Raw genomic sequence first — 19,752 nt, 5'->3', positions numbered from 1 at the left:
CGCTGATTTCAAAGTACACACGACCATAACTCCGTTTCTCCGCCGGTCGATGATTCGCAAAGAGCTTTTATAGGTACAATTGGGCTACCCTTGTAGCACATCATTAGCTTGCTTGGTTAGCGCGTCAGGCGTTGGCATCACTGGCGTAACGGCCAGAATCGTGTAACGTAGAGGGCTGTCCGCTAACCGGGCCATGATTTCAGGAGCGCAATTGTGTCTCAGTTTGAGCAGTTTGCCAGCGACAATTACAGTGGTATTTGCCCGCAGGCCTGGGCCGCGATGGCCGAGGCCAACCGGGCGGACGAGCCAGCCTATGGTGAGGACGTCTGGACTCAGCGGGCCTCTGATGGCCTGCGCACGCTTTTTGATACTGACTGCGATGTTTACTTTGTCTTTAACGGCACCGCCGCCAATTCGCTGGCGCTGGCCTCTATCGGTCAGTCGTTCCACAGTGTGATCTGCCATGAGATGGCGCACATCGAGACCGACGAGTGCGGTGGGCCGGAGTATGCGTCCAATGGTGCCAAGTTATTGCTGGGGCATGGGCCCGACGGCAAGCTGACGCCAGCAAGTATCGAGCAGCTGGTGACCAAGCGCAGTGACATTCACTTTCCCAAACCCAAAGCCCTGAGCCTCACCCAGGCGACGGAGCTGGGTACCGTTTACACGCCCGGGGAGCTTCGTGCCATTCGGGCCGTGGCCGATCGCCATAAACTCAGTATTCATATGGATGGCGCCCGCTTTGCCAATGCGGTGGCGGCGCTGGAGGTACATCCTTCGGAGATTACCTGGAAGGTGGGCGTCGATGTGCTGTGTTTCTCCGGCACCAAGAACGGCCTGGCGCTGGGTGAAGCGGTTGTGTTTTTCAACCGGCAACTGGCGGAAGATTTCGAGTGGCGATGCAAGCAGGCCGGACAGCTGGCTTCGAAAATGCGCTTTATCTCCGCGCCTTGGTGCGGTTTGCTGGCGGGCAATGTCTGGCTGGACAACGCCCGCCATGCCAATGCCTGTGCAAAAAGACTAGCCGATGGGCTGGCGGGGCTGCCGGGAGTTGAGCTGCGCTACCCGCGCCAAGTGAACGGTGTGTTCGTGGCGTTGCCGGAATTGGTCCAGACTGCGCTCCGCGCCAAGGGTTGGCGGTTCTATAATTTTATTGGTGGCTGCTCCCGTCTGGTGTGCTCCTGGTCCACCACCGAGGCCCAGGTGGACAAGTTCCTGGCGGACTTGCGCGCACTGGTGTTATAAATCCGCCCCGCTCCTCACCGGCTCAGGTGCTTTCATCCTGCCATGTGAAGCGCGGGACGCTTCTGTCCCGAAACGCCTCAGGCGGTGACTGTTGTTCCTCCTTCATGAAGGAGGAACAACCTTGAACATCACGGATTTACCTTTTGGAGTCACTGACTGGTCTGACGTTGAGAAGACCGAGCACTCGGGAGAGCACGGTTCGGCTTACTGGAGAACCCGAAATTTTGGCGATATCCGAGTGCGTATGGTCGAGTATAGTCCAGGCTATTTGGCCGATCATTGGTGTGCGAAGGGGCACATACTTCTCTGTCTAGAAGGGGAACTTCATACCGAACTGGAGGACGGTCGCCGTTTTGTACTCAGCCCTGGTTCGAGCTATCAGGTCGCAGACAATGCAGAGCTTCACCGTTCATCGACAGAGCAGGGGGCCAAGCTGTTCGTTGTCGACTAAACTCACATAACCAGGCCATCATTGATGCCAAAACCTGCGCTTGTCTGTTTCATTTTTCATGAGGTATTTGTTGTTAATTCGTTTGTTGAGTACTACGACAAGACAGGTAACCGGCAAGCGCTAGCATGGTGGATTCATGACAATGTATCTAGGGAGTTTCTGCGTAGCATCAAAACATAGCCCGATCAGTTACGGCAACGGCTTCTCCATCGCGATACAAGGTTGCCGCTAAGCTAAGCGTTGAGGCTGTAGAAAAAGGTCGAAGGCGATAATCGATCTGAAATTGTTAATAAACGATCTAAAAATAGCGCCTATTCTTAAAATCTGGAGGACTTATCATCGAAAGCACACCCAGATTTTACGTAGTAGCGTCATCAAAAAGTCTCGAGGGTTTTTCTACAGCCTCGTTACAACGCAAGGGAGAGCACTGAATCATGATCGCCAGGGAATGGAAGTGTCGGGTACCTGAGTGCCATAGCGCAGGGTTTACTGCTTATCTGTACGAAACCGGCATCAAGGACTCTTCTTCAACACCGGGCTTTCTCGGTGCTCAGATTTTTCGCCACACTCTGGCCCACAAAGTTGAACTTACTCTCATCACATATTGGGAAAAGCTCGAATTAATCAAGACCTTTTCTGGCAACGATATTTCGCGGGCACGCTTGTACCCTAAAGATGAGATTTATGAGCTTGAGCCTGACCTTTCGGTAAAGCATTATGAGGTCATCGAGCATCAGTTTTCGGTAGAACAGTGGCGGTAAACGGGTGCAATTGCTTTGTAATCAGTCATTAAAATTCGTTACCGACTTAGCGGACGCCCAAATGGGGCGCCGCTTGATTTTGACGTTATGTTTTTATTCAACTGAAGGAGTTTATCCATAAATGGAAATTATTTACCCAATGTTTGCACTTGTAGTTCTTACATTTTTTATTGGATTTAGTACGGGAATATCTCGCTTAATTAGTGCGAAAAAAGGATTAGTGGATCGCAGGTATTTTAAGTTATTCTCTGGATATACTCCACCCGATAACATAGTTAAACTAGGTCGTAATTTTTCAAATTTACTTGAAGTTCCAATTTTGTTTTATGCGGTTGGTATTATCCTGCTAACTTTAGATATTAACAACAAAATAATGCTAGGTTTTGCTTGGGCTTTTGTTGCCTTTCGTATAATTCACTCAGTTATTCATGTTACATATAACAATCCAATTCATAGGTTTTTGGCATTTTTGTTATCAAGTAGCATTGTACTAGTCATGTGGGTGCAGTTGGTGATAATTATCAGCTAAACAAAATAACAAGAAATTAAACAGGAACAAAGTAAAGTTGACTGTCTTCACTTCGTTCAACATTTTAGCCAACATTATTAACGGGCGGTGGTTTAGTCTTTCCAGCATTTCAATTATTTAAGGCAACTGTTGAGCCGGATGTATCTAAAATTGAAGAGAAAAATGCATTAAATGAAATATCAAAAATTCTAAAACAGCGTAGAGTTGAGTAAATAAAATGCTGAAAAGTTTCTCAAGTACACTCCCTACGGTCGCCGGGCGCTCGTTTCTTGCGCCGTTTATTGCAGGCGTTAAATCAGTAATGATACCGGAGCTGAACGATAAGTAGGGCGTCATCCGTGACCTTGTAGACCATGTGATCTTCTTCATTTATTCGGCTAAGCACCTTTTTGTCGGTTTTTTGCCAGTACAGATAGTTTTCCCAGGCATTCTCGGAGAAGATGAGCTTCATTCAAAAAGTTCCTTTTCCTGTCCGCCGCCGTGCTCCAATTCGGCAACGGATTCCAATAATCGGCGGGCATTCTTAGGTGCACGCAGAAGGTAGGCGGTCTCCTGCAGCGCTTCGTAGTCTTCGCGAGATCATTACCACGGATTGCGATTTGCTCCGGGATAATAATTGGCGAACGGTCTTCACAGACCTTACCCATGGTTTTTGCTAAATTGGTTCTTGCAGCTGTGTAGCTAATTGCATCCATAAGATCGCTCCTGTACAGGATGCCGTACGCATAAAGATTTAACAATCAGCTGCACAACGACCGATTTTACGCCGATCTGCGGCTTCAGACCGGCGTTATATTTCAAGGAGTGAATTGTGGAACTCGTCATAGGGAATAAGAATTACTCGTCATGGTCGTTAAGGCCATGGCTGTTTTTTTCGGTTCACGGTCTGGCTTTTAAGGAAGTGCGGATTTCACTGAACCAGGACGATACTCGCGCCACTATCGCCCAGCATACTGATGCAGGGAAAGTTCCTTTGCTTAAAGACGGTGATCTGACCATCTGGGATTCGCTGGCAATTTGCGAGTACATTTCAGAGCAGTATCTGGATGGCGGCGGATGGCCGAGTTCCGTTCGTGCACGAGCAGAGGCAAGATCCTGCAGTGCTGAAATGCACTCTGGCTTTCCAGCGATTCGAGGCCAATTGCCAATGAATTGCCGCGCGATCGGGCGCAAAGTCCCTCTCAATGCGACTCTTGAACGGGAGTTAGCTCGGATAGATCAAATCTGGTCACAGTACCGAGAAATCTATTCGAGTGTTGGTCCGTGGTTGTTCGGTGAGTTCTCTATTGCGGATTGCATGTTCGCTCCGGTTGCGTCGCGATTTAAAACCTATGGGATCAACGTCTCGACTGTATCTGCAGAATACATGCGCTTCATTCTCGACCATGAACAAATGGGCGAGTGGGTGAAGCAAGCTCACGCTGAGCCTGAAACCATAGACGTGGACGAGGCAGGAATATAACAATCACAGGCTCGGCTACTGCATTGCGGCTTCGCCTCCATTCCGCCGCCGCACGTGCTGTTGGCGTTGAACTAAACCGCTTCGCGTTAGCGAATGGGCCGGGGAATTTCCCGCGAGATCAGGTGATTTGACGGACACTTTTGATTAGCCCAAGAAGGCCGTCAAAAGAGGAGTGTTCGTCATGATACCTCTACGTCAGACCATGATCCAGGCCATGTGCCAACATGGCTTCCCCCCACCCCCCCCGAACCCAGCACAGTTATCTTTATGGAGTCTGTCAACACCAGTTTAAAAGTGACCCACTTATCGGCGTTGGAGGTGCGGCCGATTGCCCAGATCATTTCAAGTGGTCGCAGGGAAAACCGTGTTTACAATTCTTTTGGCCGTGCCAAACGTCATTCTGGGCTGGCAGTGGCAATGCCATTCAGATCGATGCTTAAAACGCTGCTACCGCGCAGGCTCTTAGAACGAGGCTGCGCGCATTCGCGCCTCCGACTTCTCAACGCCGACGCAGCAGCTTTTCCAAGCGTCTTATCATCGCCCGGACGACCTGTCGCCTAGCCTGGAGCTGATCCCGCCTCACCTGCTCAAGATCAATACCTCCCACCCCATCCCGGTATCTGAGCGGGATAGTTCCCTCAAGCGAGTCGTCGACACTCCTGTCTGCCACTTCACCGTCTTCCCGGTGAGTAACCGGGCCGCCACTCTGAAAATACCGTACCTCTTCTGAAATCATCATGCCTCTGATCTCCATAACATCGCCCCTAGAAACGGGAGCGTTGGTTTTCTCATGGGTTCAGGTACATGCTAATGTTGTTTTAAAATGCAAACTATTCCAAAAAGATGAGTACAGACTTTGCAAAAAAAAACAGGGAAGCCGAGTAAACAGTCCTCTACCGTTACCCAGAAAACACGGAGTCTTCTGGCATGGAATGACTTTGAAATCATCCTTGCAATCGTAAACGCAGGCTCTCTATCTGGCGCCTCACGCGCCCTGGGTGTAAGTCACGCGACTATTTTCCGGCGGTTGGGAGATATTGAACAGCGCTTGGGCGTTACGCTCTTTGAGAGAAGTCGTACCGGTTACCGGCCAACTCTTGCAGGGGAAGAACTCGCCGACACGGCCAGAATTATGGATGAGGCCGCCTTGGCAGCCGAACGTAAAGTCGCCGGTCGGGACCTGGAGCCCAGTGGAGAAATCTGGACGACCACAACGGACTCCCTGTTGATGGGATTGCTGGCGCCTCTGTTCACGCAATTCCGGCATAAATATCCAGGCATCGTGTTGGATGTTGCCATCTCCAACGAGCTGTTCAACCTGACACGCAGGGAAGCGGACGTCGCCATTCGCCCGTCCAACAGTCCCCCTGAAAATCTGATCGGCCGACCGCTGACCACCATTGGCCAGGCCGTCTACGGACACCGAAGCTTTGGTCTGACACCGGGGGCTTCCGTCGAGGCGCTTGTCAGCCAACCTTGGATTGGTGCGGGGCCAAGACTAAAGGATTCAGCATTGGATCAGTGGATGGACAATAACGAGCTGAAGGCAGCCTGTGTCTACCGTGTTGATACTCTGGTCAGCATACTCAGCGCTATTCGCTCTGGCATGGGGCTGGCCGTTCTGCCCTGTTATCTGGCGGACGAAGACCCGGACATTATCCAGCTTACAAATCCCATCCCCGAGCTGGAATACGGCTTGTGGTTTCTGATGCACCCGGACCTGCGAGGCGTCGTGAGGATTCATGCCTTGATGGACTTTCTGACGGAAGCTGTCCGGGCACAGAAACAGCGCCTGGCCGGGCCATTATTACGCTAGCCTGTTTCGTTGTTACGAAACCTGAACTGCTCCGGCCCCTAAATTTTCTTTGGCGAAATTGACAAATGCTCTGACCAACGGTGAGATATATCGTGATTGTGGGTACTGCAGATTTACCTGCCCTTGGTATTTCCCGACAATCGACCAATCCGCCAGTATCTGAGTCATAACCCCCGTTTCAATTTCATCCGTTACCGAAAAGTCGGGAAACAGGCCCACTCCGAACCCGTTTAAAACCGCGTCTTTGCGAATTTCGGTGTGGTTGGCGATATAGCGACCCGAGGTCGTGACGCTCGCTGTCTCGCGCCCTTTGGCGAAAGACCAGACGTTGTCGAGGGCCGACTCGCCCAGTGAGAGGCAGTCGTGGTCAGCCAGTTCACTCGGATGAACAGGATGTCCTCTTTTTGCAATGTAACGTTCAGATGCGCAAAGCACCGAACGTACCTCACCCAAACAAACGGCAACTAAGCTCTCAACCGGTTTATCCGTGATTGTTACCAGAATATCGACGTCATCGTAAAATGGATCCATTGTTCTGTCGGTAACCAGAAGCTGAATCTCGACACTGGAATACGTGTTCAGAAAAGACGGAATGATGGTTTTCAATACTTGGGAACCATAAGCCTTGGGTACGCCGATTTTCAGCCGCCCTTGAGGCTCGCCACAAATCTGATCCGCTACGTCCAGCACATCACGTGCAGAGTCTAGAGTTATCCGGCATTGCGCGAAAACTCGTTTACCTGCAGCGTTAAGACGAAGGTTTCGAGTGGTCCGTTCCAGCAGTTTGACGTGAAGGCAGTCTTCAAGACGCGAAACCTGCCGGCTCACGGAGGATGTGGTCGCGCCGAGCTTTTTGGCGGCAGAGGTAAACGAACCCGCTTCAACAACGGCGACAAAGACGGCCATGTCCTGCATCAGTGCGATTGCTCGATTTATGCTCATAACGAAAGACTCCTTTGCACTAAAACGGGCTAATGTCGGTCGTGCCATTTGGATAACATACTTGCTCTGATTGAGCCACAAGTCTGTTTAAAGGGATGGTTAAGACGATGAAAGACATGGGTAGCGTAAAAGGCGATCAGGAAGGTAGAGGTATTCGCGATGAAGGCTAAATCAGGGAGCGCTTTCCCCGTCGCGGAGTGTCTTCTGTTACTGGTTGCAGCCTTTTGGGGAACCAGTTACGGCCTATCAAAAGAAGCGCTGGTTTTTTATTCCGTTATGGGATTTTTTGCGATTCGATTTTCGCTGACTTTTTTCTGCCTGCTCCCATTCTTCATCAGGGAGTACAGAGCAGGCAAGGGTCGCGATTGGCGCGTTGGCCTACCAACCGGCTGCATATTGCTGGCCGTCTTCGTGTTTGAGACCTACGGTGTACTTCATACCAGTGCCGCTAACGCCGCACTCCTGATTAGCCTGTGTGTGCTGTTCACGCCTTATACCGAGTGGCTGATCTTCAATCAAAAGCCGCGCCGGGAAAGTTTCATCCTCGCCGTGGCCTCTTTCACGGGGGTAGGGCTTTTAACCATTAGCCATGACATGGCGTTTAACCTCGGCGACGCCTTGATACTGGTCGCTGCGGTTTTACGTGCCTTTATGGTCACCACCACCAAGAAACTGACCACCGGCAAAGATATATCAACCATCAGCTTGACCGGAATCCAGTCTGGCGTTGTCGCCGCAGGCGCTTTGGTAGCACTTTGGGCCACTGAGCCCGACTTTTTGATGCGACTCCCGAGTTCCAGCAACTTCTGGTTAATAGTTGTTTATCTGGTTGTATTTTGTACGATATTTGCCTTTTTCGTACAAAATTACGGGACTCGAAAACTCAGCCCCTCTAAAGTTTCATTGTTGATGGGGTCGGAACCAGCATTTGGAGCTATCTTCGCTGTGTGGTGGTTAGGGGAAGACATTGGACCGCTGGGGTGGTTCGGTGGGTCACTGATCGTTATTGCGTCTCTGTATGCCACGCTACCTAAAGCGAATAAAACTAGCGACCCATCAGAAACCCGTCACTGGTCTGGCAGCAATCCTTAATGACCTCAGCAACCCTCAGGTCAGCGTTACGTTTATAACCGCGAGGAGAACGAGCGCCAATGCCGCTGGCCATGGGTTTCGCAACACAACGCCAAACATCGTCAGCGGGATCAGAACGGTTAGTGCCGCCAGTATGTGGGGCAATTCTGCCACAGCGCTTGCGGACATACTGAATACGTGAATAAGCCCTAAAGCGCCGAACAGCAGGGTTAACCAGACATTCCAATTACGACGTTGTGACGACAAATTTTCTTCCCTTCTAACGTTTCGGTGGTTATCGCTAAGCATTAACGGTTTAAGCTCGTGTGTAACAAGCGTTTTATCTCCCTCGATATACGGTCGCGATTGGGTTAAAGGGTATCGGCTAATCTGGATCAGCTCGGATATGAATACTCATGGATCATCAGCGACGAGTACCATCGGGTCAGTAGAGATGGCATTTAGCACCTAAATGATAGAAGTACCTAAATAACAGGAGCACCTATATGACTGGCCCACTCAACGGCATCCGAATTATTGACCTGACCGCCATGGTGTCTGGCCCTCTGGCGACCATGATGCTGGCGGACCAAGGCGCCGAGGTGATCAAGGTCGAGAATCCGTCCGGCGGCGATTTTACCCGGTCTGCCGCCAACCGGCAGGGCAATGTGTCAGCGTCTTTTCTCAATAACAACCGCAACAAGAAATCGGTCGCGCTCAACCTGAAAGAGCCAGCGGGTCGCGAAGCGCTGTTAAAACTGGTGGCTACCGCTGATGTGTTTGTGCAGAATTTCCGTCCCGGTGTAATCGACAGAATGGGCCTGGGCGAGGGCGAATTGCGTAAGGTGGCTCCGAACCTGATTATGGTGTCCATCAGTGGGTTTGGTGACACCGGCCCCTTCGCCCAACGGCCGGTTTACGATCCGCTGATCCAGGCCCTGTCTGGACTGGCCACGGTGCAGGCCGGCACTGACGAACGGCGTCCGCAACTGGTCAGAACGATTTTGCCTGACAAACTCACTGGCGTTGTTGCTGCCCAGGCCATTACCGCGGCCCTGTTTGCCCGTGAGCGCAGCGGTGAGGGTCAACATGTCCGGCTGTCCATGCTGGACGCCATCATCGCGTTTCTGTGGAGTTCTGACATGGGTAGCCAAACGTTTGTGCAAGGCGAACTGCCACAGCAGGCCGCTGCCAGTTTTCAAGATTTGATCTACGAGACCACTACCGGCTATATCACTATTGCGGTGCAGAATGACCGCGAGTGGCAGGCGCTGATCCGCGCTGTGAATCGGCCGGAATGGGCCGAGGACCCGAGGTTCTTGACGGCAGAGCTACGGCAGAAAAACATCGACGTTCGGCTCGATCTGATCCAGTCCGTGATCAGGACAGACTCGGCAGAGCAGTGGCTGGCGCGGCTGGAAGAAGAGTCGGTGCCCTGCGCGCCGGTACTGACCCGCACGGAGGTGTTGAACCATCCACAGATTCAGGCCAATGACTTACTGGTGGAGTATAACCACCCGCAGGCTGGCCATATTCGCCAGACCCGCGCCCCGGCCCGATTTTCAGCCGCGCCAACGCAACCTTTGCAAGGCGCCCCGGCTCTCGGTCAGGACACTGCGGCTTTGCTGGCAGGCTGCGGCTATTCCCGTGGCGACATACAAACGATGGTCGATTCAGGCGTGGCAGGCCTGCCAGAGTAAGAGCGGCCAAGAGTGATTGCAGTGTTACTCTTCAACGCTTCCAACCCAGACCTTATAGATAGAGTAGGGCGGCTTGCCTTGATCTTTACCACCGGTGAAGGGAGGCGCTTTGTGCAGCTGGTTGACCGCAACGTAGAGCCAGCCATGCGGGCCCATGCGGACACTGTCAGGCCAGCTGAGGCGCTCGTCTCGTACCAGGGGTTCGAGGCTACCCCCGGGCAGCAGAGCATCAATGCCGTTGTGATTCAGGTTGGTGAAAAAGTGGCGGCCTTCAGCGTCAGTATCGGCACCGTCGGACACCGGTTTGGGCCCAACCCGGACAATCGCATCCGCAACTTGCTGAGCACTGGCGTGCTTGCGCAACAGTCTGGCTGGCACGCTAAACCAGTCCAGACCATTCATGGCGCCAAAGTAGACGGTGCTACGGTCATCCGACAGGGTGATGGGATTCACCCCAACGTTCGCTGGCGCGCCGCCAAACTGTATGGCCTCGCCATTGATTACCAGGGGCGCATCGGGTTGAGGTTGAAGCGACGCATGACCCTGAAAGCGCCAGGTGTCGCCACTTGCCAGGTTTACCGTCAGCAGGCCGGGATTGGCGATATCCGCCAGATAGGCAAAGCCTCGTTTGCGGTCAACCACCAGATCCTGGATAAAACTGCCTTTCGGCGCCACATCTGCTGGCAGGGTCACTTTCTGGATTAATTCACCGGAGGCGATAGTAAACCCCCAGATTCGGGTTTTGCCCAGATGATTGCCGGTGTCGGTAATCCAGAGCCCACCCTGGCCATCCAGTGCGATGCCTAGAGGCGAGTCGATCGTGGCATCCTGGTAGTTACCATTGTGCGTCTGAACCTCGGTGGACGGCCAGGCACGGTAGCTGTGGGGGCCGGTCACCTCAATGAGCTGGACGTCGTGATCACCGTCCATCGGATGGATGGTAGAAAAAACACGGCCTTCCGCACTGACGGCAACGTTGCCGGGGCGAATCTGCAGCATTGCGACGGTTCGTATTTCTCCACGCACCGGCTCCAGTGTCGCGGTGTTTGTTGCGGCGACCCCGCCGTGACTCCAGTTGCCAACGGCATTGCAACCGGCCAGAAGCATCGGTATCAGCAGCGCACCCAGTGCGTGCGTTGAAACACGAATCGTCATAACTTCCTCCCTAATTGATTGAGCCTGCATGTACGAGTTGCGCCAGACGACCGATCAAAAAATGCCAATAAACTTAACCATGACTCATCCTGTAGCGGTTTACGGTATTTTCAGTGGATCATTAGTGGTATCAACTGTATGAAGAGTCATAAAATTAGGGTGTGTAGAATCCTAAATGGAATATCTATCAAATATTGGTTCATTCGGCCCAGAGCGTCGAGTTCTCGATGTCCACCTTCCCTGAGCACAAGCCAGCCCTTTTCAAGAATACAGTTGGCAAACTGGCATTTGCCGCGTTTTCTGCAAAAGGAAAAATGACTCATGACTTGAGCGAGGCAATTCCAGGGGCTCCTTTGATCAAAGAAAGCGGCGATATTACCTATGCATATCAGCGGCTCAAGGAGTCGATGATTAAGTTTAAGGGCTATAATGACCAGCTGGTAGAGCACTTCGCCTATGGAAGCATGACCAAGCAACAGTATGAACAGGCGCATGCAATGCACTTCTACAATCATCTTTTGGAGATAGAGCTAATAAGTTAGTCAAGAAGACGCCTGAAGTCGCTGTGGTCTGCTAAGGGTTCTCGGTCTCATCGGCGACGGCTGCCAGAGGCTCGCCATTTTCGTCCAGGAGCTGGTAATTGTACGCCGCCTGAAGGCCGGTTTGGTCTTCAACCTGCTCCTCCTCCTCGGGCTCATGGTCAATGTAGCGCGGGTACAGAGGCGACAACATTGCTACCAGGATGCCGATGGCGGAAAAGGTGGCAAACGCATTGGCGTAGCCGAATTCGCTCACCAGCATGCCGACAACGGGCGAACCAGTTGCCTGCCCGAGCGAGACAGCCATGAATGGCAGTACCGGCCCCATCGACAATCGGCCCGGCAACAGGCGAATACCGGTCATAAGATAGAGCCCCGTCAGGCTCATATAGGCCAGACCGAAGACCAGCGCAGAGAATGCCGCGAGCACCAGCTGATCAGGGCTGGCAGCAAGCAGTGCCAAGCTCGCGGATAACATCACCAGCATCAGTGAGTGTGTAATGGGTGGGTTGTTGCGATCGGCCAGGTCGGCTACCACGGCACCTCCGATGCCGGCAATGCCAACCGCTAGCCACAGCCACCCGGTTGCAGAAGGCGGTAGGCCGCCGAGGGTGACCAGTAAATCGGGTGCGAAGATCCAGTACGCAGAGGAAACGAAGCCCATTACGAATGCAAACAGCGAAAGCCTGAACAGACGCCACCACTGCAGGGCGCTGATTGGAGTGGTCGACGCAGCGTTCGCGGGAATGACTCGAGACACGGAAGGTATAAAGTACCACGCGGCAACGACGCCAATCCCAGCCAGGATGGCAAAGGACACGTACGCGGAGCGCCAAGCGCCAGACAGGAAAAGAACCACCGGTACGGCAACGGCCACGCCAATGCTGGTGCCCGCATTCATGACTGAACTGACACGGCCGTGCACCGAGCGGCTCACCATCGCCTGCATGGCAGCCGTGAGCGCCGGCATCATAAGACCCGTGCAGATGCCGCACGCGAACACGCCCACTCCGAGCGACAAAGCACTAGACGCCTGGCTGATAAGCGCCAGACCGACGACGCCGAAACCACACGACAGGACGGCTGTGTTGCGGGCACCGAGACGATCGGCGGAGAGCGGTGCTACCAACGTCGCCAGAAGGAAACTGATAAGCGGCAGTGCGCCGATGATACCGATTACTTCAGGCGTAAGACCCAGCTCGGCCCGGATAGGGGGTACAAATAGACCAAAGGCAAAGCGCGCGACCCCGTAGCTGATTGCAATCAGCGCTGCTCCAAAGAGCGCAAATCCTGTGTTCGAGAGAGACTTCATGCCACCTCCGCCAGTCAGGCATTGGGATTCCCGGAAACAGGAGCGTGGAAACCGGAAGTCGGGTCAGATTTATAGATGTAATTTGGGCTTTAGTTGTACCAGAGATAGTGTTTAAAAATAAACCTGTCCCGGTTTTTCCTTTCACAAAACCGGGAAAGATCTCTTCTCCTAACGACACAAAACACAGACAGAAAAAAGCCCCGACGAGCGAAGCTTTAAAGTTCTTCAGCGGTTTGAACACGTCATCCAGGCGGATAACCCAGTGTGCCACGCCGGTAGTTTGCCAGTCAGTGATATGCTGCTGCCAGATCTGTGCTCGTTCGGTTGGTGTTATGCCGATTCCTCATGGAGTGGGTGAGTAAGTCAGTGTGTGCAATCGGCGAGCCGGAATGTAGGTGCTGACTTAGGGGCGCTTGCAGTTATGCAATGGTTTTCTAGTTGGGCTTTGGCGCTGGATTTAAAGAACAGGGGCCTGAACACGCCGACCAACATCAAATCCTTATCCAATACGGTGCTGGCCGCCCTGGTCGGCGTCGCCATCGGAAAGGGAGTGCATGATGTGCAGGCTCAACTTGAAGATCAATCTATTCGTAAAAGCAATATTGTCGGGCGCTGGGGCGGTGAAGAGTTTCTTATCATCTGCCCTGACACGGATCTACAGGGTTGCGAGAATCTAGCCGAGCAAATTAGAAAGCGAATTGCGGAACACGAATTTGCTGAAAAAAGGGTACTCAATGCCAGCTTGGGGGTCGCTGTTCACCAACAAGATGAAAACGCAGACACCATGATTGCCCGTGTCGATAAAGCACTTTATCGAGCTAAGAAGCACGGACGTAATCGCGTTGAGGTTGACAGAGGGGGGCAAGCACCAGCGTCTAGAAAGTAAATGATTACATTCGAGTAGTATGCAAGGGACAGTGATCTAACTGGTTGGTGAACCTCGTAATTATAAGTGACGCGAACGTTCCCCACATCGGCAGTATTTTTTTTGGGTCTTGGTACGCTTAATTTGGAGATCGTTGACATGAACGAAGCATCGGGGTCTTTTGCAGCAACACACAACAGCGATCCGCTGAGTAAACACCACACTCCGTCGGGCTTTTCTGACCGCGTGGCCTTTCGCTTAACCAGGCTGTTGCGGTTTTTTGCGGACCTTTTTTTTGCAAAGCGCTATGGTCACCGTGCGGTGGTTTTGGAAACCGTGGCCGCAGTACCCGGGATGGTCGGCGGAATGGTGGGGCACATGCGCTCGCTTCGTCGGATGGAAGACAATCGGGAATGGATCCACACGCTGCTGGAAGAGGCTGAAAACGAACGCATGCACCTGATGACGTTTGTACAAATTGCTCAGCCCAGCTTTTTGGAACGGGTGCTGATTTTGCTTGCGCAGGGGGTTTTCTTTACCAGCTTTTTGTTTCTCTATGTTGTTTCGGGCCGCACAGCTCATCGGTTAGTGGGCTATTTTGAAGAAGAGGCAGTGTACAGCTATAGCGAATACCTGGCCGAGGTGGATAGTGGCCGTTTGGAAAACGTGCCCGCTCCGCAGATTGCAATTGACTATTGGCAATTGCCCGCCGATGCGACTTTGCGCGATGTCATTATAGTGGTCAGGCTTGATGAAGCGGGTCATCGGGATGTTAACCACCGCTTTGCCGATAGTTTTGATCATTGATCACGCGTCTTGGTTTTCGGGCCAGGCTCTTAATTAAATAGTTGGAGTGAATGTGCAGTGCCAGTGCCGTCGCCTCTTATGGTATGGAATCTTAGGGGCGCGGCTACTCCTGTGGAGGAACCTTAGGCGCGCTGGTATTTTTTTTACGCCCAAGCCGGGAAAATACGGTCCTCGATTTTTGTCCTAAAGAACCAAAACTTTTTTTCGAAGCTTGAATTCCAGCCGCTATGCCCGACAGGGCAGATTGCCGTTGACGATTCAGGCCTTCCATTCCTGCCTTCGCACCCTCGGATACAGTTGTAGAGAAAGAGTTTACGGTCAGGAAAATGGTGCTGACACGTTCCAGGGCCATCTCCTCGCGCTCGTCAATGGCTCCGTCCGCTTCTGCCACGCCGGTAAGAAACGAGATGATCTCGTTAGACATGGATTTATAGTTGCAGTCAGGGTTGGTTTTTTTAAAGCGGGCGAGCTGCTCGCTTATTCCCTTCACGGTGTACTGGTCAGCCTGTAACTCGATCAGCGAGAGGCCTTTATCGACGAAGGTTATGTCATAGCCCCACTGGGTTACAAAATAGGACTTAATAAACTCTCGCTCTTGGTGATTCACATTGCCATCCATGGCGGCCAGTTTTACCCCCAGCATGGCGATCATGTCGAAAAGGCCAGTGGCTAAAATATCCAGAGGCGTATTGATAAAATCCGGAATCGATTTTACTCGGCCTGACGATCCACGAACAAAATATTTGCCGATGACAATGCTCAGCCCTGCACCAGCGACACCTGCGGCTATGGCCCAACCAACCGGTGTGGCGGCAGTGCCAATACCCAACACGCCCAGAAGCCCCGATTGAGTAAAAAAGGTTGAAGCGACCAACGACGAATGGGCAACGGCGACGCCCGTTGTTGCGCCGGTAGCTGCATCGACACTGTCGAGGAAGTGCTTCTTGAGCTTTAGCGACGTGTAAGCATCCTCGCCGATGTCAAGTTTCAGCTTGAATCGAAGGGGGTCCTGAATCACCTTTTCGACGCTTTGCATCACGTCTTCTGGCTGAGAATCGGTCATCGAATTTAATCTGCCGCCACAGGAAAGGTTGAGATTAATGAACATTAGAAAATCGTGAAAGAGGTGACAATCGGTTCGGGCCAGAAGTTGCAATTATGGTAAAATAAAGTCTTCTAAAAGACTGTTTTGACTGAGCTGGATTCACCTAAGACTAGGGATTACATTTTGACCAATAATGATGTTTTACGCCGTGTACGTTATATCTTTGATTTAAACGACAGTACAATGATTGAAATCTTTGCTTTGGCCGATTTTACCGTAACCGAAGAGCAAGTTTCTGCCTGGCTGAAAAAAGACGAGGACGATACTTTTCTCAAGCTAAATGACGCAGCTCTAGCCGTTTTTCTTAATGGCTTCATTATCTATAAGCGTGGCAAACGCGATGGTGAGCAACCAGAGCCAGAAAAACAGCTGAATAATAACATTGTATTCCAGAAGCTGCGAATTGCTTTAAATTTAAAGGCTGACGATATTCTAGCTATTTTTCAGTTGGTAGAGTTTCAATTAAGTAACCATGAATTAAGTGCGCTTTTCCGCAAGCCAGGTAATAAGAATTACCGGGAGTGCAAAGACCAGATTCTTCGAAACTTTTTGCTGGGCTTGCAGCGCAAGGTACGGCCAAACCATAGTGATTCAGCTTCGGAACTATAAAATATTCACAAGCACCGTTCCGGGTTACTGCTCCGGCAAGGGCTCAATCCGGTTGATGTCTCCCGTGGGCGGCTGTGGATTGTCTTCCAGTATCACCAGCACACCCCCGATGATGATCGCCAGCCCGACTACGGCTTTCAGAATATTGGATTTGTTCATGGGTATATCCCCGTCAGGTTTTCAGTCACTGTGTATTTTTGATGATTCAGAGTAGGTTGTCGGTCAAGCAAGAGAATCTCAAGCTCTGGCGCATGAATTTTCCGTCATGCTGCGAATGTCGCGTCGACATGATTGTCAGGCTATTCAATACTTGAAGGCGCAACATAACGTTCTGAATAAAAATTGTAAATAAGAGGATAGCATCATGACGTCTGAATCGGATTCCCTGCTATTAGTCGATAATTCGGACGGCGTAACCACGCTGACCTTGAATAATCCAGCCGGTCGTAACAGTTTGTCGATGGCGATGCTGCAAGCGTTGCATGATCAGTTGGTGGTATTGGCCGATGACGCCGCCACGCGGGTTGTAGTTTTGGCCGCCAGTGGCAAAGTGTTTTGTGCCGGTCACGATTTGAAAGAGGTGCAGGGTCAGCTCGGCAGTACGCCGTTTATGTTGTCGCTGTTTGAACTGTGCAGCACGGTGATGCAGCAGATTGTGAATTTGCCGAAACCGGTGATTGCCCGAGTTGATGGCGTAGCCACCGCGGCCGGCTGCCAGCTGGTGGCCAGTTGTGATCTGGCGGTTGCCGGTGAGACGGCGCGTTTCGCAACGCCCGGGGTGAATATAGGTTTGTTCTGTTCCACGCCGATGGTGGCGCTGTCCCGCAACGTATCACCAAAACACGCTATGGAAATGTTGCTCACCGGCGAGATGATCAGTGCCACCCGTGCTGAGCAGATCGGACTGGTAAACCGGGTGGTTGCCGACAGCGAACTGGAGAACACGGTTGCGCAGCTGGCGGCGACAATCGCCAGCAAATCTGGCCACACCCTGAAAATTGGTAAACAGGCGTTTTACCGTCAGCTTGAAATGCCCCTGCACGAGGCCTACGCCTACACCTCGCAGGTTATGGCGAAGAATCTGGAAGCTGAGGATGCGGAAGAGGGCATTTGTGCGTTTCTGGCGAAGCGGCCGGCCAACTGGCAGGATCGCTAGGATTTATTGGGACAAAGCGCCGGGTCTGTCTGTAAGCGATCGCCCAGAGTTAACTGATAACGGCTAAAAAAACCGGCGTTCATCTCTACGGCCTGAACAAATTCGGCGCCCGCAGGGTAGGTTGGGCAGTTGAACGCTGCTACAGATTCGCACGGCTCCATCCGATTAATGGCCATAATCGTTCCTTGCTCGTTTACATAAGCAATGTCTAGCGCGATTAGTGTGTTGCGCATCCAGAAGCTGTTCTCAGCAGGCTGAAGGCTGCCGTAGTTAAACAGCATACCGCTGCGTTCTTCCAGGGTTTCCCTCCCCATCAAGCCGATGCGCCGCTGTTCTGTTGTTTCGGCCCACTCCAGGCTAACGGCAATGCTCTGTTCATTACTCAAAAAGCATGCTGCTTGCGCCGGCAACAGCTGGGACTCCAGGGCTTGAGCGCCCGTGGTGCACGCCACCATTAGCAGCGATACACTCAAAGCGATAAGTCTTGGTTTTAACGCGACCAGGTTCATGGGCGCAGTCTGTATCCGGTTTTGAAAATCCAACTAATGGTCACTAAGCAGGCGGTCAGAAAACCCAGCGTCATAAGTAGGCTAACGCCAATGTGGACGTCAGACACGCCGAAAAATGCCCAGCGAAATCCACTGATCAGGTACACCACGGGATTGAACAGGCTGATGGTTTGCCAGACCTCTGGCAGCATGTCGATGGAATAAAATGTGCCGCCTAAAAATGTCAGTGGAGTCACAATCATCATCGGTACAACTTGTAGCTTTTCGAAATTGTCAGCCCAAATGCCAATAATAAAGCCGAACAGGCTGAAGGTGACGGAGGTGAGCACCAGAAAAGACACCATCCAGAACGGGTGCAAAATGCTGTAATCGACAAAAAACTTAGAGGTAGCCAGGATGATCAACCCCAGTATCACCGATTTTGTGGCCGCAGCACCCACGTAACCCAGTACCACCTCGATATAGGATATAGGCGCCGACAGCACCTCGTAGACGGTGCCCGAAAATTTTGGCATGTAAATGCCGAAAGATGCGTTGGAAATGCTGTTCATCAGCAGTGACAGCATGACTAACCCGGGGATGATAAATGCGCCATAAGGCACATCGCCAATATCGCCCATGCGAGCGCCTATGGCCGAACCGAAAACCACGAAATACAAGCACGTGGAAATCACCGGCGAGAGTATGCTTTGCATCAGGGTTCGCTGCATGCGAGCCATTTCAAATTTATAGATGGCGCTTACGCCGTAAAAATTCATGCCGTTCTCCGTAGGGTGTTCATTCACGCACCAGCCCAACAAATATATCTTCGAGGGAGGTTTCCCGAGTTCTTAAGTCGCGGTATTCAATGCCAAGGTCGCCCAGGGTTCTCAGCAGTTGGGCAATACCGGTCTGCTCGTGTTGGGTGAAGGTGTAAATCAGTTCCTGGCCGGACTCTGACAGCTCCAGGGATTCCGCAGCCAATTCGGGGGGTAAAAACTCGAGTTTGTTCTGCAATTGCAGGCGCAGTTCTTTTTTCCCCAACTTGCTCATAAGCCGGTTTTTGTCTTCCACCAGTATAATTTCACCCTGGCGGATAACCCCGATACGATCCGCCATTTCTTCGGCTTCTTCGATGTAGTGGGTGGTCAGAATGATGGTGACGCCACTTTCCCGCAGTTGCCGCACCAGCGCCCACATGTCCCGGCGCAGTTCTACGTCGACACCGGCGGTGGGTTCGTCCAGAAACAGAATACGTGGCTCGTGAGACAGAGCTTTGGCAATCATCACTCGGCGCTTCATGCCGCCAGACAACGTCATTATGTGGTTGTTGCGTTTGTCCCACAGCGACAATGCCTTCAATATTTTTTCAATGTGAGCCGGATTTGCCGGCTTACCGAATAATCCTCGGCTGAAGGAGACAGCGGCCCAAACGGTTTCAAACGAATCGGTAGCGAGTTCTTGCGGCACCAGACCGATGGCTTGCCGAGCCTTGCGGTAGTCGCGAATGATATCGTTACCCGCCGCCAGAACCTGACCCGACGACATATTCACCAGACCGCAGATAATGCTGATCAGCGTGGTTTTTCCCGCGCCGTTGGGGCCCAGTAGGGCAAATATTTCGCCGCGGCTAATGTCGAGGTTAATGTCTTTCAGGGCCTGAAAGCCGCTTTCGTAGGATTTGTTGAGATTTTTTACGGAAATTTCCGGTTGCACGGCACTATCCTGTTTTAAAAAAA

Annotated in this window: 23 protein-coding genes and 1 pseudogene; 13 read left to right on the top strand and 11 right to left on the bottom strand. The window is 52.1% G+C overall.

What is annotated here, in order from left to right; genetic code table 11:
- The first annotated feature begins 210 nt into the window (after window positions 1–210).
- From ATI45_RS04985 to ATI45_RS04970, 4 genes are all read left to right on the top strand, one after another.
- Window positions 211–1,245: a threonine aldolase family protein gene (locus ATI45_RS04985; RefSeq protein ID WP_228736048.1), complete on the top strand. Its 1,035-nt coding sequence runs from the start codon at window positions 211–213 to the stop codon at window positions 1,243–1,245.
- Window positions 1,246–1,366: 121 nt separating this feature from the next.
- On the top strand, window positions 1,367–1,696 hold the full coding sequence (locus ATI45_RS04980; RefSeq protein ID WP_098418526.1) for a DHCW motif cupin fold protein: 330 nt from the start codon (window positions 1,367–1,369) through the stop codon (window positions 1,694–1,696).
- Window positions 1,697–2,130: 434 nt separating this feature from the next.
- Window positions 2,131–2,457 carry an antibiotic biosynthesis monooxygenase family protein gene (locus ATI45_RS04975; protein WP_098418525.1) on the top strand — a complete coding sequence of 109 codons (327 nt, stop codon included), beginning with the start codon at window positions 2,131–2,133 and terminating at the stop codon, window positions 2,455–2,457.
- Between the two features lie 121 nt (window positions 2,458–2,578).
- Complete coding sequence (locus tag ATI45_RS04970; RefSeq protein WP_098418524.1) at window positions 2,579–2,986, top strand: MAPEG family protein; 408 nt, start codon at window positions 2,579–2,581, stop codon at window positions 2,984–2,986.
- A gap of 295 nt (window positions 2,987–3,281) precedes the next feature.
- Here ATI45_RS04970 and ATI45_RS04965 read toward each other — a convergent pair whose 3' ends face one another.
- Together ATI45_RS04965 and ATI45_RS22590 are read right to left on the bottom strand one after the other, a co-directional pair.
- Window positions 3,282–3,437, bottom strand: a complete 156-nt coding sequence (locus ATI45_RS04965; RefSeq protein ID WP_098418523.1) for a type II toxin-antitoxin system YoeB family toxin — start codon at window positions 3,435–3,437, stop codon at window positions 3,282–3,284.
- Window positions 3,434–3,681: pseudogene (locus ATI45_RS22590) on the bottom strand (type II toxin-antitoxin system Phd/YefM family antitoxin). Before ATI45_RS22590 ends, ATI45_RS04965 begins: the two are co-directional and overlap by 4 nt.
- Window positions 3,682–3,797: 116 nt before the next feature.
- Between ATI45_RS22590 and ATI45_RS04955 the strand changes: the two are divergent.
- Both ATI45_RS04955 and ATI45_RS04945 read left to right on the top strand, forming a co-directional pair.
- On the top strand, window positions 3,798–4,448 hold the full coding sequence (locus tag ATI45_RS04955; RefSeq protein ID WP_098418522.1) for a glutathione S-transferase family protein: 651 nt from the start codon (window positions 3,798–3,800) through the stop codon (window positions 4,446–4,448).
- 856 nt (window positions 4,449–5,304) lie between these two features.
- The gene (locus tag ATI45_RS04945; protein ID WP_098418520.1) at window positions 5,305–6,264 is read left to right on the top strand and encodes a LysR family transcriptional regulator; all 960 of its coding nucleotides are present in this window, start codon (window positions 5,305–5,307) and stop codon (window positions 6,262–6,264) included.
- A gap of 12 nt (window positions 6,265–6,276) precedes the next feature.
- On the opposite strand, the gene ATI45_RS04940 is transcribed toward ATI45_RS04945, so the two are convergent.
- Complete coding sequence (locus ATI45_RS04940) at window positions 6,277–7,206, bottom strand: LysR family transcriptional regulator (protein ID WP_179888384.1); 930 nt, start codon at window positions 7,204–7,206, stop codon at window positions 6,277–6,279.
- 159 nt (window positions 7,207–7,365) lie between these two features.
- On the opposite strand from ATI45_RS04940, the gene ATI45_RS04935 reads away from it, so the two are divergent.
- A complete protein-coding gene (locus ATI45_RS04935; RefSeq protein ID WP_098418518.1) occupies window positions 7,366–8,298 on the top strand; it encodes a DMT family transporter in 933 nt (310 codons plus the stop codon).
- 15 nt (window positions 8,299–8,313) lie between these two features.
- Here the strand turns inward: ATI45_RS04935 and ATI45_RS04930 are convergent, their stop codons facing one another.
- On the bottom strand, window positions 8,314–8,544 hold the full coding sequence (locus tag ATI45_RS04930; protein ID WP_098418517.1) for a hypothetical protein: 231 nt from the start codon (window positions 8,542–8,544) through the stop codon (window positions 8,314–8,316).
- A gap of 239 nt (window positions 8,545–8,783) precedes the next feature.
- On the opposite strand from ATI45_RS04930, the gene ATI45_RS04925 reads away from it, so the two are divergent.
- Complete coding sequence (locus tag ATI45_RS04925; RefSeq protein ID WP_098418516.1) at window positions 8,784–9,977, top strand: CaiB/BaiF CoA transferase family protein; 1,194 nt, start codon at window positions 8,784–8,786, stop codon at window positions 9,975–9,977.
- 24 nt (window positions 9,978–10,001) lie between these two features.
- Here the strand turns inward: ATI45_RS04925 and ATI45_RS04920 are convergent, their stop codons facing one another.
- Entirely contained in the window at window positions 10,002–11,132 is a 1,131-nt protein-coding gene (locus tag ATI45_RS04920) for an L-dopachrome tautomerase-related protein (protein WP_098418515.1), read from the bottom strand.
- Window positions 11,133–11,314: 182 nt separating this feature from the next.
- Between ATI45_RS04920 and ATI45_RS04915 the strand changes: the two genes are divergently transcribed.
- Window positions 11,315–11,674 carry a DUF1569 domain-containing protein gene (locus ATI45_RS04915; protein ID WP_098418514.1) on the top strand — a complete coding sequence of 120 codons (360 nt, stop codon included), beginning with the start codon at window positions 11,315–11,317 and terminating at the stop codon, window positions 11,672–11,674.
- A 31-nt stretch (window positions 11,675–11,705) separates the two neighbouring features.
- Here the strand turns inward: ATI45_RS04915 and ATI45_RS04910 are convergent, their stop codons facing one another.
- The gene (locus ATI45_RS04910) at window positions 11,706–12,983 is read right to left on the bottom strand and encodes an MFS transporter (RefSeq protein ID WP_098418513.1); all 1,278 of its coding nucleotides are present in this window, start codon (window positions 12,981–12,983) and stop codon (window positions 11,706–11,708) included.
- Between the two features lie 421 nt (window positions 12,984–13,404).
- On the opposite strand from ATI45_RS04910, the gene ATI45_RS04905 reads away from it, so the two are divergent.
- Window positions 13,405–13,869, top strand: coding sequence for a GGDEF domain-containing protein (locus tag ATI45_RS04905; RefSeq protein WP_098418512.1), 465 nt, complete (start codon window positions 13,405–13,407; stop codon window positions 13,867–13,869).
- 138 nt (window positions 13,870–14,007) lie between these two features.
- Window positions 14,008–14,655 carry an alternative oxidase gene (locus ATI45_RS04900; protein WP_098418511.1) on the top strand — a complete coding sequence of 216 codons (648 nt, stop codon included), beginning with the start codon at window positions 14,008–14,010 and terminating at the stop codon, window positions 14,653–14,655.
- A 103-nt stretch (window positions 14,656–14,758) separates the two neighbouring features.
- On the opposite strand, the gene ATI45_RS04895 is transcribed toward ATI45_RS04900, so the two are convergent.
- The gene (locus tag ATI45_RS04895) at window positions 14,759–15,763 is read right to left on the bottom strand and encodes a TerB family tellurite resistance protein (RefSeq protein ID WP_228706208.1); all 1,005 of its coding nucleotides are present in this window, start codon (window positions 15,761–15,763) and stop codon (window positions 14,759–14,761) included.
- A gap of 120 nt (window positions 15,764–15,883) precedes the next feature.
- Here ATI45_RS04895 and ATI45_RS04890 point away from each other — a divergent pair, with 120 nt between their 5' ends.
- Window positions 15,884–16,369, top strand: a complete 486-nt coding sequence (locus ATI45_RS04890) for a DUF1456 family protein (protein WP_098418509.1) — start codon at window positions 15,884–15,886, stop codon at window positions 16,367–16,369.
- 24 nt (window positions 16,370–16,393) lie between these two features.
- Here the strand turns inward: ATI45_RS04890 and ATI45_RS23000 are convergent, their stop codons facing one another.
- Window positions 16,394–16,528 carry a hypothetical protein gene (locus ATI45_RS23000; RefSeq protein ID WP_267283853.1) on the bottom strand — a complete coding sequence of 45 codons (135 nt, stop codon included), beginning with the start codon at window positions 16,526–16,528 and terminating at the stop codon, window positions 16,394–16,396.
- A gap of 205 nt (window positions 16,529–16,733) precedes the next feature.
- Here ATI45_RS23000 and ATI45_RS04885 point away from each other — a divergent pair, with 205 nt between their 5' ends.
- Window positions 16,734–17,525, top strand: coding sequence for an enoyl-CoA hydratase (locus ATI45_RS04885; protein WP_098418508.1), 792 nt, complete (start codon window positions 16,734–16,736; stop codon window positions 17,523–17,525).
- On the opposite strand, the gene ATI45_RS04880 is transcribed toward ATI45_RS04885, so the two are convergent.
- The 3 genes from ATI45_RS04880 to ATI45_RS04870 are packed head-to-tail and all read right to left on the bottom strand — an operon-like array spanning window position 17,522 to window position 19,729.
- The gene (locus tag ATI45_RS04880; protein WP_228735934.1) at window positions 17,522–17,998 is read right to left on the bottom strand and encodes a DUF192 domain-containing protein; all 477 of its coding nucleotides are present in this window, start codon (window positions 17,996–17,998) and stop codon (window positions 17,522–17,524) included. The two genes, ATI45_RS04885 and ATI45_RS04880, sit on opposite strands and share 4 nt — an antisense overlap.
- Window positions 17,999–18,030: 32 nt before the next feature.
- Complete coding sequence (locus tag ATI45_RS04875) at window positions 18,031–18,792, bottom strand: ABC transporter permease (protein WP_098418506.1); 762 nt, start codon at window positions 18,790–18,792, stop codon at window positions 18,031–18,033.
- Window positions 18,793–18,811: 19 nt separating this feature from the next.
- On the bottom strand, window positions 18,812–19,729 hold the full coding sequence (locus tag ATI45_RS04870) for an ABC transporter ATP-binding protein (protein ID WP_098421654.1): 918 nt from the start codon (window positions 19,727–19,729) through the stop codon (window positions 18,812–18,814).
- Window positions 19,730–19,752 lie beyond the last annotated feature (23 nt).

Source organism: Marinobacter sp. LV10MA510-1, assembly GCF_002563885.1.
In the GTDB taxonomy this organism is placed as follows: Bacteria; Pseudomonadota; Gammaproteobacteria; order Pseudomonadales; family Oleiphilaceae; genus Marinobacter.
Note: the sequence above shows the minus strand (reverse complement) of the source record. Positions and strands in the feature narration are given on the sequence as shown.

Excerpts from the sequence above, each read along its gene's own strand:
- ATI45_RS04965 (WP_098418523.1), bottom strand. The coding sequence starts at position 3,437 with ATGAAGCTCATCTTCTCCGAGAATGCCTGGGAAAACTATCTGTACTGG.
- ATI45_RS04900 (WP_098418511.1), top strand. The coding sequence starts at position 14,008 with ATGAACGAAGCATCGGGGTCTTTTGCAGCAACACACAACAGCGATCCG.
- ATI45_RS04875 (WP_098418506.1), bottom strand. The coding sequence starts at position 18,792 with ATGAATTTTTACGGCGTAAGCGCCATCTATAAATTTGAAATGGCTCGC.
- ATI45_RS04905 (WP_098418512.1), top strand. The coding sequence starts at position 13,405 with ATGCAATGGTTTTCTAGTTGGGCTTTGGCGCTGGATTTAAAGAACAGG.
- ATI45_RS04910 (WP_098418513.1), bottom strand. The coding sequence starts at position 12,983 with ATGAAGTCTCTCTCGAACACAGGATTTGCGCTCTTTGGAGCAGCGCTG.
- ATI45_RS04935 (WP_098418518.1), top strand. The coding sequence starts at position 7,366 with ATGAAGGCTAAATCAGGGAGCGCTTTCCCCGTCGCGGAGTGTCTTCTG.
- ATI45_RS23000 (WP_267283853.1), bottom strand. The coding sequence starts at position 16,528 with ATGAACAAATCCAATATTCTGAAAGCCGTAGTCGGGCTGGCGATCATC.
- ATI45_RS04895 (WP_228706208.1), bottom strand. The coding sequence starts at position 15,763 with ATGTTCATTAATCTCAACCTTTCCTGTGGCGGCAGATTAAATTCGATG.
- ATI45_RS04920 (WP_098418515.1), bottom strand. The coding sequence starts at position 11,132 with ATGACGATTCGTGTTTCAACGCACGCACTGGGTGCGCTGCTGATACCG.
- ATI45_RS04925 (WP_098418516.1), top strand. The coding sequence starts at position 8,784 with ATGACTGGCCCACTCAACGGCATCCGAATTATTGACCTGACCGCCATG.
- ATI45_RS04975 (WP_098418525.1), top strand. The coding sequence starts at position 2,131 with ATGATCGCCAGGGAATGGAAGTGTCGGGTACCTGAGTGCCATAGCGCA.
- ATI45_RS04885 (WP_098418508.1), top strand. The coding sequence starts at position 16,734 with ATGACGTCTGAATCGGATTCCCTGCTATTAGTCGATAATTCGGACGGC.
- ATI45_RS04940 (WP_179888384.1), bottom strand. The coding sequence starts at position 7,206 with ATGAGCATAAATCGAGCAATCGCACTGATGCAGGACATGGCCGTCTTT.
- ATI45_RS04970 (WP_098418524.1), top strand. The coding sequence starts at position 2,579 with ATGGAAATTATTTACCCAATGTTTGCACTTGTAGTTCTTACATTTTTT.